This is a genomic window from Cesiribacter andamanensis AMV16 (assembly GCF_000348925.1).
GTDB classification, from domain to species: domain Bacteria; phylum Bacteroidota; class Bacteroidia; order Cytophagales; family Cyclobacteriaceae; genus Cesiribacter; species Cesiribacter andamanensis.
The window spans coordinates 1-14052 of record NZ_AODQ01000114.1; the positions used below are offsets into that span (position 1 = coordinate 1).

13 protein-coding genes and 1 pseudogene are annotated in these 14052 nt (G+C 53.3%); 9 read left to right on the forward strand and 5 right to left on the reverse strand.

What is annotated here, in order from left to right:
* The 6 genes and pseudogenes from ADICEAN_RS22745 to ADICEAN_RS16555 all read left to right on the forward strand — a co-directional run.
* A pseudogene (locus ADICEAN_RS22745) lies at positions 1 to 729 on the forward strand (hypothetical protein); the annotation flags it as partial.
* Positions 730 to 763: 34 nt separating this feature from the next.
* Entirely contained in the window at positions 764 to 1402 is a 639-nt protein-coding gene (locus ADICEAN_RS16535) for an acetyltransferase (RefSeq protein ID WP_009196791.1), read from the forward strand.
* Positions 1403 to 1524: 122 nt separating this feature from the next.
* Positions 1525 to 2487 (forward strand): oxygen-dependent tRNA uridine(34) hydroxylase TrhO, encoded by a 963-nt coding sequence (trhO, locus tag ADICEAN_RS16540; RefSeq protein ID WP_009196792.1) that lies wholly within the window; start codon positions 1525 to 1527, stop codon positions 2485 to 2487.
* Between the two features lie 113 nt (positions 2488 to 2600).
* Complete coding sequence (locus tag ADICEAN_RS16545) at positions 2601 to 3461, forward strand: nucleoside phosphorylase (RefSeq protein ID WP_009196793.1); 861 nt, start codon at positions 2601 to 2603, stop codon at positions 3459 to 3461.
* A gap of 254 nt (positions 3462 to 3715) precedes the next feature.
* Complete coding sequence (locus tag ADICEAN_RS16550; protein WP_009196794.1) at positions 3716 to 4489, forward strand: hypothetical protein; 774 nt, start codon at positions 3716 to 3718, stop codon at positions 4487 to 4489.
* Positions 4490 to 4717: 228 nt separating this feature from the next.
* Complete coding sequence (locus ADICEAN_RS16555) at positions 4718 to 5566, forward strand: helix-turn-helix domain-containing protein (RefSeq protein ID WP_009196795.1); 849 nt, start codon at positions 4718 to 4720, stop codon at positions 5564 to 5566.
* A 129-nt stretch (positions 5567 to 5695) separates the two neighbouring features.
* Here ADICEAN_RS16555 and ADICEAN_RS16560 read toward each other — a convergent pair whose 3' ends face one another.
* The 3 genes from ADICEAN_RS16560 to ADICEAN_RS16570 form a co-directional block, all read right to left on the reverse strand.
* Positions 5696 to 5932 (reverse strand): hypothetical protein, encoded by a 237-nt coding sequence (locus ADICEAN_RS16560; RefSeq protein WP_009196796.1) that lies wholly within the window; start codon positions 5930 to 5932, stop codon positions 5696 to 5698.
* 107 nt (positions 5933 to 6039) lie between these two features.
* Complete coding sequence (locus ADICEAN_RS16565) at positions 6040 to 6840, reverse strand: TrkA C-terminal domain-containing protein (protein WP_009196797.1); 801 nt, start codon at positions 6838 to 6840, stop codon at positions 6040 to 6042.
* A gap of 133 nt (positions 6841 to 6973) precedes the next feature.
* Positions 6974 to 8860, reverse strand: a complete 1887-nt coding sequence (locus tag ADICEAN_RS16570; RefSeq protein WP_009196798.1) for an ABC-F family ATP-binding cassette domain-containing protein — start codon at positions 8858 to 8860, stop codon at positions 6974 to 6976.
* 257 nt (positions 8861 to 9117) lie between these two features.
* On the opposite strand from ADICEAN_RS16570, the gene ADICEAN_RS16575 reads away from it, so the two are divergent.
* Both ADICEAN_RS16575 and ADICEAN_RS16580 read left to right on the forward strand, forming a co-directional pair.
* A complete protein-coding gene (locus ADICEAN_RS16575; RefSeq protein ID WP_009196799.1) occupies positions 9118 to 9912 on the forward strand; it encodes a murein L,D-transpeptidase catalytic domain family protein in 795 nt (264 codons plus the stop codon).
* Positions 9913 to 10010: 98 nt separating this feature from the next.
* Positions 10011 to 10811 (forward strand): murein L,D-transpeptidase catalytic domain family protein, encoded by an 801-nt coding sequence (locus ADICEAN_RS16580; protein ID WP_009196800.1) that lies wholly within the window; start codon positions 10011 to 10013, stop codon positions 10809 to 10811.
* Between the two features lie 14 nt (positions 10812 to 10825).
* Here ADICEAN_RS16580 and ADICEAN_RS16585 read toward each other — a convergent pair whose 3' ends face one another.
* On the reverse strand, positions 10826 to 11275 hold the full coding sequence (locus tag ADICEAN_RS16585) for a hypothetical protein (protein WP_009196801.1): 450 nt from the start codon (positions 11273 to 11275) through the stop codon (positions 10826 to 10828).
* A 392-nt stretch (positions 11276 to 11667) separates the two neighbouring features.
* Between ADICEAN_RS16585 and ADICEAN_RS16590 the strand changes: the two genes are divergently transcribed.
* A complete protein-coding gene (locus ADICEAN_RS16590; protein WP_009196802.1) occupies positions 11668 to 12885 on the forward strand; it encodes a S8 family peptidase in 1218 nt (405 codons plus the stop codon).
* 78 nt (positions 12886 to 12963) lie between these two features.
* Here the strand turns inward: ADICEAN_RS16590 and ADICEAN_RS16595 are convergent.
* Positions 12964 to 14052 (reverse strand): adenine deaminase C-terminal domain-containing protein (locus tag ADICEAN_RS16595; protein WP_040397738.1); only part of this gene is annotated, 1089 nt, incomplete at its 5' end.

Here is a 14052-nt window from a genome sequence, read left to right on the forward strand (position 1 = left end):
ATGGCGGTGCTGGTAGCTGGTGCCCTGCCGCTGATCAGTCGCAAGGGGAGGAATGGGCTGCTGCAGTATGGCCTCATGCTGCTGGGGGCCTGGCTGCTGTGGCGCATCAAGTATTATTTTGCCCTGCCGCTCTTCGGGGTTTTGGCGGTGCTGGTGCTGATGGGCTGGCTGGAGCGTCGCCGGTATCCCTATCAGAAGGTGCTGCTCCTAGGGGGTATGGCGCTGCTGCTGATAGGGGTGGGGCTGTCCCAGCTGCATCCCAACTTTTACCCCAGCCGCTTTTTTGAGGTGCTGCACTGGAACTATGAGGCGATGGTGGCCCTTTCGGAGCCTGGTCGGCATCTGCAGTTCGGGGGACTTGAGCCTACCCCCTTGTCGGTGCTGCAGCACAGCCCCAAGGCGCTGGCAGGGGGGCTGCTAATGCCGTTACCGCTGCTACCCCCTTTACTGGAACCAGCCTACTTACTGGCCGGACTCGAGAACCTGCTACTCCTCGGGCTGATTGTGGCGTCGCTCCTGAAACTCTACCAGCGTCGCAGGGGGGTGCAGCTACCCCCTCAGGCGCTGGTGCTCTGCGGCTATGTGTGCCTGCTGGCCATTGCCATGGCCATTGCTTCGCCCAATTTTGGTTCGCTGCTGCGCTACCGCACCGCCTACCTGCCTTTTGCCGTTTTTCTGATGCTGTATTGGCTCTTTCCGCTGCCCTGGCGTAAACGGGTCACCCCTTGATAGCTTCTCTTTTTAGCTGTACCTTTGCGGGGCTATGGAAAATCCTGTAATCATATTCGGCACAGGCGGCTTAGGCCGTGCAGCCCTGGAAATATTTGAAATGAACGGTGTGGCCGTATACGGCTTTCTCTCGGACGATAAGGAAGAGCATGGAAAAGAGATTGATGCCGTAAGTGTGCTGGGCAGTACCGATGATGACGGTTTTCTGAAGCTCATCGGCAAAAAGACCGAGGCCTTTGTGGCCACCGACGATAACCGCCTGCGCAAAAGTCTGGTGAAGATGCTGCATGAGCGCCGCAAGGTGCAGCCGGCCAACGCGGTGCATCCCGATGCCATTGTGGCCAAATCAGCCTCTATTGGCTATGGCAACTTCATAAATCAGGGGGTGCGCATTGGGGCGGGCTCGCAGATTGGCAGCCAGTGCCTGCTGCACAGCGGCGCCCTTATTGACTATGGGGTAAAGATAGCCGACTATGTGCAGGTTGGAGCCGGGGCCATCATTGGTAGCGGCGTTACGCTGGAAGAAGGCGCCTTTATCGGCACCGGGGCCACCATTGTAGCAGGCGTTACCATTGGCAAGGGTGCCCGGGTAGGGGCCGGCTCAGTGGTGATCGGCCCGGTAGAAGGGGGCAAAACCGTTTTTGGCAACCCAGCAGCGCCCATCACTAAATAAAGGGGGTTGGGTTAAATATACCCTCTTGCCCCGAATGCTTTTGGGGCCGCTTTTGTTAGCTAGTCAATCCATTATCTATCTTAATATTCTCTTAACCATCCTGCTGAAACAGGAAAAGGCTTATGAACGAGAAAAAGTACCACGTACTGCTTTACTACTGCTATACCAGGATTGAAGATCCGGAGCAGTACCGCCTGGAGCACCACCAGTTTTGCCTGGACCATAACCTGCGCGGCCGCATCATCATAGCCCACGAAGGGCTAAACGGCACCGTTAGCGGCCTTCCCGACGATTGCGAGCGCTATATGGCCTATGTAAAAGCCGATTCGCGCTTTGCCCATACCGATTTCAAGATCGAGGCGCATGAGGGCCATGCCTTTCAGAAGCTGCACGTACGGGTAAAGCCCGAGATCGTACACAGCGGCCTGCGCCACATCGACCCTACCGTACGCACCGGCCAGCACCTTTCGCCCCAGGAGTTTAGGGAGATCAAGGGGTCTGATGATGTGGTGATTGTGGATGTGCGCTCCAATTACGAGCACGAGCTGGGTCGCTTCAAAGGCGCCCTTACCTTTGATATTGAGAACTTCCGCGATTTTCCCGAGAAGGTAAAGGAGCTGGAGCCCTATAAAGGCAAAAAGATCGTTACCTACTGCACCGGCGGCATCAAGTGCGAGAAAGCCTCTGCCTACCTGCTGGAGCAGGGCTTCGAAAATGTATACCAGCTGCATGGCGGCATTATCAAATATGGCCTGGAGACCGATGGCGAAGATTTTGAGGGCCGCTGCTACGTGTTTGATGGCCGGGTGGTGACCGACATCAACAAAAAGAACCCCGTGGTGGTGTCCCGCTGCTGCGTATGCCAGCAGCCCAGCGACCGCATGGTAAACTGCGCCAACCCGGTCTGCAACCTGCATGCCCCCATGTGCGAGGCCTGCGGGCAGGAGATGGAAGGTGCCTGCTCACCCGCCTGCAGGGAGCATCCCGAAAAGCGGCCCTACGATGGCACCGGCTATTATGCCAAAGAAATGAACGGATATGATCCATATCATGCCCTGAAAAGCACCCAGAAACATTTATCTTAAGTAACTTAGTGCTGCCCCCGGGCAGCACTTTTTTTATCCCTGATGGGGAGAGAAAGGGTGCCGGAAGGCGGGCCATGCATAGTATTGTCTGTACATACAAACGAATTTAGTCCATGAACCGCATTCCCTCCTCTGAGCTTGTCCTGAATCCGGACAACAGCCTCTATCACCTAAACCTGCATCCCGAAAACATCGCCGATACCATCCTGACCGTAGGGGATCCCGAGCGGGTGCCCCGCATCAGCAAGTACTTCGACCGCATTGAACTGAAGGTAAGCAAGCGGGAATATGTAACCCATACGGGCTATTATGGCGGCAAGCGCCTTACCGTCATGAGCACCGGCATGGGCACCGACAACATTGAGGTGCTGATGATGGAGCTGGATGCGCTGGTAAATGTAGACCTGGTGAACCGGGTAGCAAAGCCCGAGCAGCGCAGCCTCAACATCATCCGCGTAGGCACCAGCGGCAGCCTGCAGCCGGATATTAAGGTGGGCGATTTTCTGGTCAGCGATTATGCCGTAGGCCTGGATGCGCTCATGTTCTTCTACAACCTGCCCAACAGTCCGGAAGAGCAGCAGGTAGCCGCCTTGCTGCAGGAAGCGGCCGAATTGCCTTTTACCCCCTATGTGGTGCGCGGCTCCCAGCGCCTGCTGGAGCAGGTGGGCCATGACATGGTCCGTGGCAATACCCTCACCAGCCCCGGCTTCTATGCCCCGCAGGGACGCAGGGTACGGGCCAGCCTGCGCCTGCCCAGGCTAATCGAGAATCTCAATCAGTTTCGCTTTCTGGGCGACCGGCGCCTGACCAACTTTGAGATGGAAACTGCCGGCTACTATGCCATGGGCCGGATCCTGGGCCACGAGGTGCTGAGTGTAAACTGCATCCTGGCCAACCGCATCGAAAACATCTTCGCTTCCAACCCCGATGAGTTGGTGGAAAAAATGATCCCCATTGTGCTGGACCGGGTGTAGGGGGAAAGAAGAAAAGAAGATAGAAGTAAGAAGTTAGAAGCTAGAGAAGGGCAATGGCTGAGTAGGCTGTTGCCTTTTTGTTTTTTGGGTGTAACTTGTTAGGGGGAAAGGACTGATAGTCGGGTTTACTTGGGTTTAAGGCTCCCATTCCAGATATTAATAAGCAGATGACCTAACATCCAAATGGTAGCTTCCCCAGGCACATTTGGGTTTGTGTAAGTAGGTGAACCTTATGCTTCTCTTCCAAAGAATCGATGAAAAAAGAGTGGATAAAAACAATGAAAGTAAAGAAGCGGCTGAGACTCAGCTTCTGGCGCTACATTGACCACTATTCAATTGTTCTTTTTATGCTTTTTATAACAGGCTTATTTGCCGTAGGCCTTTTTCACAAGTATGTAACAGGAACCTATACAGGGGCACTTTCATCGAAGGAATTACTTACTATAACTGGAGCAGGATGTACTCTTGCTTTTATCCTCTATCTCATCCAAAGAAAACGCCTCAAATTCACCGAGATAACTATTCAACATACTGAACAGCATTTTCAGGAGGCCGTGCAACGGACAGTAAGTGCTCTGGGATGGATAGTTGAGACAAATGGCAAAGACTTTTTTCGTGCCTACAGGCCGTGGAATTTTACGTTAAGCTGGGGTGAGATGATTACGATCATCAGACAAAAGGATAAACTTCTACTCAATAGCATTTGTGATCCAAACCAACGATGGCCAGTGGTATCCGCGGGCTGGAATAAAAAAAATATTCATACCTTTTTAATCCACTTAGCAGATGCTATAGAAGAAATACCCGCAGCTCAGATAACGAACGAGCCAGAAAATATGTGGACGTTTAGACGAATTGCAATACGATTTTTTGCTTACCCATTCAGTATATTTCTAATTGTGATGGGCATTTACATGATTTCGCACCCCTTAAGTATGGGAAATGCAGCAGCAGGTTTTGGAGTAATACTAGCAGCCGTATTTTACATGTATGCGGACGTGAAACTGCTGCTGGATAAAAAGAAATAAAGGCAACGTAACCCGTAAAGTACTGTCCATTATTTCTTCTCATCTCAATGGTTACTTTCATGAAAGGTATGACGCTAAAAATCCCTTCTCATGGGCTATATAGCCCTTTTTTTGCTAAATGACGGGTGAATGGCGGGTGAAGTTCCTCCCAATTTTTTGAAGGGGAGCCCTGCATGTGGTACTTTTGGTCAAGTGAATAGAAGCAGTATCCAAACACCCCCTTACGATATGAAACAGCCGGAATTAGGAATAAAACTAGCAGCGCTCAGAAAGGCAAAAGGCCTGACCCAGGAAGAATTGGTAGACCTCTGTAACATCAGCGTTCGCACCATTCAGCGTATAGAAACCGGAGAGGTAATGCCCCGAAGCTATACGGTGAAAACTATCCTGGCGGCCCTGGGGGCCGAGTTTGAGGAACTGGCTCTGGAGGATACTACTGCCCACCCACTCGCTGAAGACGCAGAGGCTGTGCAGCGAGAGGAAAGGAAGGAGGGTGGCCTGCCGGCATCGCTGCTGAGCCAGCTGAATCTGGCTGTGGTCTTTGGTGTGGTGTATTTTATTCTGGGATTTGTAGAGGCAGCTGCCGATATGGCCCGCTTCGATGGAGAAATGGTCTTTGGTGAATGGGGCTACATTCTTTTGAAACTGGTAGTGCTGGTATCCTTTCTATGCTTTCAGCAGGGCTTTGTGGTCCTTGGCCAGTGCTACAACAACTATTTGCTCAAAGCCGCCGCCATGTTGCTGATGGCCGCTTCGGTGGTGCTGCTGGGCTATGATGTTGTTAGTCTCTTTTTTGCTTCCGCAGCCCGGGAAGCAGTATTGATGGGGGCAGCCATCACCTATGGGGTGATCGGGATCGTGTATGCTGTGGCCCTGATGCGCCTGCAGGGCGTATTGGGCAGAGCAGCACTCTTTGCCGGCCTCTTTGAGCTGGTGGCGGCAAGCTTTTTTCTTACGGTGGTGTTTGCCCCTATTGGGTTACTGGTGCAGGCGCCGGCCGAGCTGCTGGAGATCCTGCTGCTTTTTAAAGCCATTGGGCTGATGAAGGCACAGAGTGGATTCTTGGAACTAGCCTGATAACACAAAAAAGCGGCTCCACAGGGATTGTGGAGCCGTTTTAGTTCATTAATGCTTCTACGTTAAGAACGATTCTTCTGCAAGGAGTTGGGCGAATCAATAGGGTTGGCAGCTAAGCAAAAAATGGGTTTAGCGCTTCCTGCCAGCGCTGACAATGGCCACAATAATAATGATAAACACCGCCAGGCCTACCCATAGCCAGATGCTTTCATACCACATAGGCTCATCATTTACGTCAATATCCACATCCAGCCCGCCATCCTGTGCTATGCTCAGCAGGCTGGAAAAAAGAAGGCTTAGTGTAAGGAGTATCCTGGCCTGCAATCCCTGCAAGCTGGCTACCAGTAGTTTGCTATACTGTTTCATCTTTCATTTTAATGTTTTGGTTAAAGATGAACAAGGTGTAAGCGCAAATGTTTAACGGCCAGTCTATAGTACTTAGGGATGCGCAGCATACATTTGGCAGCTAGCGCTTAGCCGTCCTGCTGATCTTGTTGCCGTGCAATTGTTTTCTGGTCTTGTTTGCGCTCCTGTGCCTTATGAAGTTCATGTTGCTGCATGCCCTGCCGGTGCTCCAGTTCGGCCTGCAGCCCCTTGCGGCGTTCCAGCAGCTGTATAATGGTAGAACTGCGGCCGTACACAATCACCGTATCGCCGGCCAGGATGCTGGTTGTATGGCCGGGTACGCCCAGGTAGCTGCCATCCTGCCGGGTAATGCCCAGAATGTAAACCCCTTCTTTGGATAAGGCCAGTTGTTGCAGGCTGCGACCCGCCATCCAGTGCCCTTCCTTTACATACAGCTCGGCGATCTTATATTCACCCCCCAGGTGCAGAATGCCGGCATAGTCCTGTACGTTCAGGTCGGTGTAGCGGCTGAGTCCCCAGTTAATGAGGCGGCTGAGCATGCGGTTAAACCACTTGCTGGAGAATAAAAGCCAGAGCAGCAGCAGTCCGGCAAAGAGCAGGACCATGCGCCAGAGCAGCGACAGTTCTTCCTCCTGCGTGCTCCAGAAGGTCAGCACCAGTGAGGCAATCACCGATACAATACCCGCATTGCCCGTCAGCATCAGGATCATGACGATCTTGCGCCGCAGGGGGTGGTTTACGATGTTCTCTGATTCTTTGGTGGCATAACCAACCCCTGTAAAGATGGAGCGAGCCTGAAACTGGGCCATTTGCCGGCTAAGCCCGGTGTGCATCAGGGCAATAGAGGCTACTTTGGTGATGAGAAAAGATAGGGATAGAACTATAATCAGCGTTATGACGGCAATCATGGGGCAGGGTATGCTACCTAGTCTCAACCGGCCAAAAGGGGGGATGGTTGCGAAAATCCTGCCGGTAGCAGGGGCAAGGGCATAAAAAAACCGGCCTGCGACCGGTTTTATGCTGTTTAAACGCTTTGCGGTTTTAGGCCAGCTCGCTTAACTCCAGCCAGCGCATTTCCTTTTCATCCAGTTGCTCGTTCAGAACTTCCAGCTCCTGCCCCCAGGCCATTAGCTCGGCATGGTCGCCGCCGGCGTTCATTTTCTGGATCAGCACTTCTTTCTGCTTGTTGATCTGGGCAATCTCTTTTTCCAGCTTCTCAAACTCTTTCTGCTCTTTGTAGCTGAGCTTGCGTTTTTCGATAACCGGCTTGGCTACCACGGGCGCTTCTATGGGCTTGGCGGCCGGTTTGGGGGCCGGGGCGGCACTGGCAGCAGTCTGCTCTTCTTCCTGCGCCAGGCGCCAGTCGGTATAATTGCCGGGGAAATCGCGGATCCCGCCCTGACCAAACACAAAAAGGTGGTCTACCAGACGGTCCATAAAGTAGCGGTCGTGCGATACGATGATCAGGCAGCCGCCGTAGCTTTCCAGGAAGTTCTCCAGCACGTTCAGGGTGCTGATGTCCAGGTCGTTGGTAGGTTCGTCCAGGATCAGGAAGTTGGGGTTCTGCATCAGGATGCGCAGCAGCTGCAGGCGGCGTTTTTCGCCCCCGCTCAGCTTGCCCACCAGGGTATACTGCTGGTCGCCGCTAAAGCCAAACTCCAGCAGCAGGTTGCCGGCCGTCAGGGTGCGGCCATCGGCCATGGGAATTACCTCGGCTACTTCCTTCACCACCTCAATTACCCGCATGTTGGGGTCAAAGATCTGCTCTTCCTGCCGGTAGTAGCCAATCTGCAGGGTTTGGCCTACATCAACGGTGCCCGTATCGGGGGTGATGGCCCCGGTAAGAATGTTCAGGAAGGTACTTTTGCCGGCGCCGTTGGGGCCAATGAGGCCCAGCTTATCCCCGCGGCGGAAGGAGTAGCTGAAGTTTTGGAACAGCTGCTTATCACCATAGCTTTTGCTGATCCCCTCCAGCTCTACGATCTTGGTGCCCAGGCGGCGGCCTATGGTTTGCAGGGAGATGTCTTTTTCGCCGACCTTCTGCCCGGCCTTTTCCTTCAGATCCTCAAAAGCATCCATGCGGTACTTGGCCTTGGTACCTCGGGCTTTTGGCTGGCGGCGCACCCAGTCCAGCTCCTTGCGCATCAGGTTTTTGGCCTTGTCTACCTCGGCCTGCTGCTGCTCCTGGCGCTCGGCTTTTTTCTCCAGGTAATAGCTGTAGCTGCCGCGGTAGCCAAAGAGCTTGGTTTGGGAGAGCTCCAGCACCTCATTGGTAACCTGCTCCATAAAATAACGGTCGTGGGTTACCATCAGCAGGCTTAACTGGGCCTTGCTCAGGTATTCTTCCAGCCACTCAATGGCGGGCAGGTCCAGGTGGTTGGTGGGCTCGTCCAGGATCAGGAAGTGGGGGCGCTCCAGCAGCGCTTTGGCCAGGGCTACCCGCCGGCGCTGGCCGCCGCTCAGGGCTTTTACCGGGTGCTGCAGGTCATGAATGCCCAGCTTGCCCAGGATCTGCTTTACCTGGCTTTCAAAATCCCAGAGGTTGTGGCTGTCGATCTGCGACATCACCTCCTGAAAGCGATCGCCCAGCTCGGGCTTCTCGTTGATCACCTCCAGCAGGTATTCGTACTCGGCCAGAATGGAAAGGGTAGGGTTGCTGCTATCGAAGAGTGCTTCCCGCACCGTATTGTTTTCGTTGAATTTGGGGTGCTGGGGCAGGTAGGCTACCAGGGTGCCGCTGCGGTACACTACCTGGCCGGCATCGGCGGATTCTACCCCGGCCAGAATTTTAAGCAGGGTGCTTTTGCCAGTGCCGTTGCGCCCAATAAGGGCTACTTTTTGTCCCTGGCCAATGCCAAAGGTGATAGTATCGAACAGCTGACGCTGGTGGTATTGCTTGCTAAGGTTTTCTACCGAAAGAATATTCATGGCGCAAAGGTACAGAGATAGCGGCAGGGGAAATAGCCCGGCCAGCTCTTTAAGAGGCTGAACTTGAAAATTTTATCTGCTAGGGTATACTATATGCATGCCAAAGCGTTAGTTATTGAGCTACGGGGCAGACTATCAGAGGTTTAGGATAAAATAAAGAAGTTTACGGCCTTTTTCCGAACCATCTTCCCACCCGGGGCTGTTAGGGTACTAGTGTAGAAGAAAAAGAGTGTAGCATTCCCTAAAAACAGGCGTACATGAAGGTAAAAGTTGTTTCTCTCGTCCTTATCCTATTCATTATCAGTGCCTTTGCCGGCAGCCAGCTTTCCGCATTTTCAGAACCGGTTCTACCAGCCGCTGCAGCTCCTGCGGCTACAGACCCTGCTACGGGCCTGTCTAAAGCCGAGCTGGCCGAGGCCCGCTTTCAGGAGCTGTGGACCAGCATTGAATGGGGCAAGAATGAAAAACCTGCCTATGAGGTATTTCGCAAGGGAATGGTGGGCTACCTCAATCTGAGCCGCCAGAACAAACTGAACAACACCGGCATTCTTACCCTGATCGATTTCAGCCTTTCTTCCCAGAAAAAGCGCATGTGGATCCTGGACCTGAAGAAGCAGAAACTGCTGTTTCATGAACTGGTGGCCCATGGCAAGAACAGCGGTGGCGATATGGCCAATGCCTTTTCCAATACGCCCAATTCCAACCAGAGCAGCCTGGGCTTTTATGTAACCCAGGAAACCTATATAGGCAAATACGGCCTTAGCCTGCGCCTGGCCGGGCAGGAGAAGGGGTTCAACGACCTGGCCCGCGCCCGCGCCATTGTGCTGCACGGAGCCGATTATGTAAATGAAAGCATTGGCAAAAACCTGGGCCGCCTGGGCCGCAGCTTTGGCTGCCCAGCCGTGCGGCGGGAGGTATCAGAAGCCGTGGTAAAAACCCTGGCCAGCGGCACCTGCATGTTCATCTATCATCCCTCAAAAGACTACCTGGCCCAGTCGAAGCTGCTGCTGGAAGAAGGCGCGCTGGATGTACTGCTTGCAGGAACTATCTGAACATCAGCATACTACTATAGAGGAGCCGGTTCGTGCGAACCGGCTTTTTTTTGTAACCTATGCCAGGCCAATGCCGAATACTAGGCAAAGTGACTTCTATGCAAAAACGCTTACTTACACTGCTGGCTACTTCATTTTTATCGTTCAAATCGTTCGATAGCTTTAGCCGCGATACCGATATAGTAGACAATACCGAGCACTACGGTAGTGAACTGATGCGCCTGATGGCCGAGCAGGCCATTTTGAGCTACTATAACCAGATTGATTTTGGCCAGTCGGAGAAGCCTGAGTACAAAACCTTTCGCAAAGCCATGCTGGGCTTTCTGAACCTGCAAAAAGAACATGTGCTTAGCCCGCAGAAGGTGCTTACCATTATTGACTACAGCCTGCCCTCTACCGTAGAGCGCATGTGGGTCATTGACCTGAAGGCCAAAAAAATGCTCTTCCACGAGCTGGTGGCCCATGGCCGCAGCAATGGCAATCTCTATGCCGCTTCTTTTTCCAATCAGCCAAACTCCAATTCTACCAGCCTGGGATTTTCCATTACCGCCGAAACCTATGAGGGAAAGTTTGGCCGGGCCCTGCGACTGGATGGGGTAGAGCAGGGCATTAATGACCGCATGCGGGAGCGCGGCATAGTATTGCACGGAGCCGATTATGTGAGCCAGGCCATTGCGGAATCGGCCGGCCGGCTGGGTCGCAGCCTGGGCTGCCCGGCTGTAGCCTGGGACAATAAGGATGCGCTCATCGATGCCATTATGGGGGGCAATGTGATCTACTCCCACGCCGAAGACATGGAGTACAACGTAAAAAGCCTGCTTCTGAATGCAGAGCAGGCCTTTGAAGTGCTGGCTGATCAGAGCTTCGATCTGGAAGGCGCCGTAGTGGCCAGTATTTAGGTGGTTAGCCCTAGCTAGTAAATTGATGTATCGCCTCCGGCTCCGGCTGTGCCACCTGTGCCAGGGGCGCCGCCGCCACCTGTAGTACTGCCAGTATCCGGATGCCCGCTGCTGCCAGGGGCCGATGAGGGAGCGTGCGGCTGGCTGCCAAAGCCACTGCTGCTCTCTGCACTGCCGCTATTCTCTGTGCCCTTCCTGCGGGCAAAGGTAATCTCAAATGCCCGTTTCAGCTCCTGGGCAGCGCCCTGCAGCCGGTGTTGTACCTCTTTCCAGCGTTCATCGTCCTGCACAAACTCGTGCAATTCTTTTTCCAGCTTTTCTTTGGAGTGCCGCAGTTCATCCAGACGCTCGGCAATTTTGCCTTCTTCTGTTTCATGACGGGCGCGGTCCAGCAGCTGGTCGAGCTTGCGGCCCAGGTCGGCCAGAAAATCTTCCAGCCTTCCTCTATTTTGGTGTTGTTCCATGGTGATGTTTAGCGTTAGGTGAATGTAAGAAATTAGAAGGTTTTTTACCAGTTGTCGCAAAAGTAAGCGCCTGAATCGGGCAAATGTTTGGCGAGCAATGCCAGACTGCTGGCCTGGCTAATCTGCTGATTGTTAGAAGAGTTGTTCAACAACGGAAAAGGATTTATAAAGGTTGTATAAACAAAAAGGGATGTTATATAGCTATACCGTCAGGTGATTGATGTTAAAATTTAATTTCGTTTTTTTTCATATTTGTGCAATAAAAACTTGCATTTGTTTTTGGTAATCCATTTTTTTGGAGATGTAAAGATGGATTTGACGAATAAAATAGTACCAACCTATTTCTAATATTCTACCGACAACTATTCCTTTTTTTATTTTAACCAACTCGTATGATGCGAAAAAACTACTTTCGTGCTGGTGCTGCTGTGATCATGGCAGCCATGTTAGGCCTTTCTTCCTGTCAGCAGGAACCAGAATTTAATGCTGCCACCGACAAGGTAGATGCTACCGGTCAGTCAGCCGTACTTCCAGGCAAGTACATTGTTGTTTTGAAAAGCGATCTGGTAAACGGACGCATAAACCTATCGGGCGATTATGCTCAGCGCCAGGCCAGCATGCGCTCTGCGGTGCTTTCCATGTTTGAGAACGCTCGCCTGAGCGAGGACATGCTGTCCAACGTATACAGCAGCTCCATCCTGGGCTTTGCCGCTACGCTGGATGAGGCTACCCTGGCCCGCATTAAAAAAGATCCCAACGTTGCCTATGTAGAGCAGGATAGAGTAGTGCAGTTTGCGCCCCCTTCCTGGGCGGGTGGCGGCGGAGGTGGTGAAACTTCTGGCCAGGAAACCCCCTATGGCATTACCCGTGTAAACGGCGTAGCCAATTATACTGGTAGCAACGTTGCGTGGGTGATCGATTCGGGAATTGACCTTGACCATGCCGACCTTAACGTAGATGCGAGCCGTGGCTTTAATGCCTTTACCTCAGGCAAAGATGGGGGTTCTACAGACGATGGCAATGGCCATGGCACCCACGTAGCGGGTACCATCGCTGCTATCAACAACACGGTAGGCGTAATAGGAGTAGCCCCTGGTGCTACGGTTATTCCGGTAAAAGTACTGGATTCCAGAGGCAGCGGTTCATACTCTGGTGTAATTGCCGGTGTAGATCATGTTGGCGCTAATGGCAGCAATGGTGATGTAGCCAATATGAGCCTTGGTGGACCAACGTCTGATGCACTTGATACTGCAGTAAAAAATGCGGCTGCTAAAGGCATCAAATTTGTACTGGCTGCCGGTAACGAAAGCACCCATGCTAACAACTCTTCGCCAGCCCGGGTAAATGGCACTAATATCTACACCATTTCAGCCATTGATAGCCAGGATCGCTTTGCTTCCTTCTCCAACTTTGGCAACCCGCCGGTAGATTATGCCGCACCTGGTGTGAGTATCAAGTCTACCTGGAAGGGTGGTGCGTATAACACCATCAGCGGTACCTCCATGGCAGCGCCTCATGCAGCCGGTGTACTGCTTCTGGGAACTGCAAGAACCAGTGGAACGGCTAAGAACGATCCTGACGGCAATGCCGATCCGATCATCGTACACTAATTCAGTTCTAGTATAGTATAAAGGACTACCTGCACCAGGTAGTCCTTTTTTGTTTTAGAGAAGAAGGCGGTCGGCGGATCAGCCAAATAGCGGCTGAAAGCGGAACTGCTCACCATCAAACAAGCCCTTGTCGCTTAGCTTCAGCGCCGGGATAACCAGCAAGGCCATAAAGCTAAGGCTCATGTAGGGAGAGCCCAGTGGGCTGCCCATCTCTTTGGCCAGGCGGTCCAGGCGGCTGTACTGGCGGGCAATTGAGTAGCCGTCTCCATCCGACATCAGGCCGGCAATGGGCAGGGGTAGTACGTCTTCAATGCCTTCTCCCACAGCCGCTATGCCCCCTTTGTGCGCTATCAGCAGGTTAAGGGCCTTGGCCAGTGAGGCATCGTCCGTACCCACTGCAATCAGGTTGTGGCTGTCGTGGGCCACACTGGAGGCAATGGCGCCCTTCTTTAGCCCAAAGCCTTTGATAAACGCAAGGGCAGGGGGAGCGGCCATATAACGGTTCTGCACCACCAGCTTCAGAATATCCCGCTCAGGATCGGCTACCGCCAGGTCTCCCTCCCGTTTGGGTGATGTAGTGAAGGATTCGGTAATAAGCTGTCCATCCAGCACCCGCATCACCTGCATGCTGCTGGAGGTGGCATTAACGGCCAGCGAGGTGGCGTTGATCGGGGAGATGGCAAAGTTGTTAGGGGTATCCGAAGGCAGGTGGGGGATCAGGCTCCGTCCTCCTTCGGCTACCAGCTCCCCCTTTAGCCAGGTTTGCTGCACCCGGAATTCCTGCAGATTGTTCACCACAACAAAATTGGCCGGCTGGCCTTCCTGCAGGGGGCCCAGGGGCAGGCCGTAATGGCTGGCAGGGTTAAGGCAGGCTGCCTGCAGGGCTTTAAAGGGATCTACCCCCTGGGCTACGGCCCGGCGCAGCAGTGCATCAATGTGGCCCTCCACCAGGCTATCGGGATGCTTGTCGTCGGAGCAGAACATCATGTTTTCCCAGTGCTCGTGCAGCAGGGGGGCCAGGGCATTAAAGTTGCGGGCGGCGCTTCCTTCCCGGATCAGGATCTTCATGCCGGCAGCTAGTTTGTCCAGCGCTTCTTCTGCCGTAAAACATTCATGGTCGGTACTGATGCCGGCAGCTGCATAGCGGCGGGCCTGCTCGCCCCGCAG

Bases quoted from the DNA above. Each gene is read 5' to 3' on its own strand.
- ADICEAN_RS16535 (WP_009196791.1), top strand. From the start codon at position 764: ATGGAAAATCCTGTAATCATATTCGGCACAGGCGGCTTAGGCCGTGCA.
- trhO (WP_009196792.1), top strand. From the start codon at position 1,525: ATGAACGAGAAAAAGTACCACGTACTGCTTTACTACTGCTATACCAGG.
- ADICEAN_RS16545 (WP_009196793.1), top strand. From the start codon at position 2,601: ATGAACCGCATTCCCTCCTCTGAGCTTGTCCTGAATCCGGACAACAGC.
- ADICEAN_RS16550 (WP_009196794.1), top strand. From the start codon at position 3,716: ATGAAAAAAGAGTGGATAAAAACAATGAAAGTAAAGAAGCGGCTGAGA.
- ADICEAN_RS16555 (WP_009196795.1), top strand. From the start codon at position 4,718: ATGAAACAGCCGGAATTAGGAATAAAACTAGCAGCGCTCAGAAAGGCA.
- ADICEAN_RS16560 (WP_009196796.1), bottom strand. From the start codon at position 5,932: ATGAAACAGTATAGCAAACTACTGGTAGCCAGCTTGCAGGGATTGCAG.
- ADICEAN_RS16565 (WP_009196797.1), bottom strand. From the start codon at position 6,840: ATGATTGCCGTCATAACGCTGATTATAGTTCTATCCCTATCTTTTCTC.
- ADICEAN_RS16570 (WP_009196798.1), bottom strand. From the start codon at position 8,860: ATGAATATTCTTTCGGTAGAAAACCTTAGCAAGCAATACCACCAGCGT.
- ADICEAN_RS16575 (WP_009196799.1), top strand. From the start codon at position 9,118: ATGAAGGTAAAAGTTGTTTCTCTCGTCCTTATCCTATTCATTATCAGT.
- ADICEAN_RS16580 (WP_009196800.1), top strand. From the start codon at position 10,011: ATGCAAAAACGCTTACTTACACTGCTGGCTACTTCATTTTTATCGTTC.
- ADICEAN_RS16585 (WP_009196801.1), bottom strand. From the start codon at position 11,275: ATGGAACAACACCAAAATAGAGGAAGGCTGGAAGATTTTCTGGCCGAC.
- ADICEAN_RS16590 (WP_009196802.1), top strand. From the start codon at position 11,668: ATGATGCGAAAAAACTACTTTCGTGCTGGTGCTGCTGTGATCATGGCA.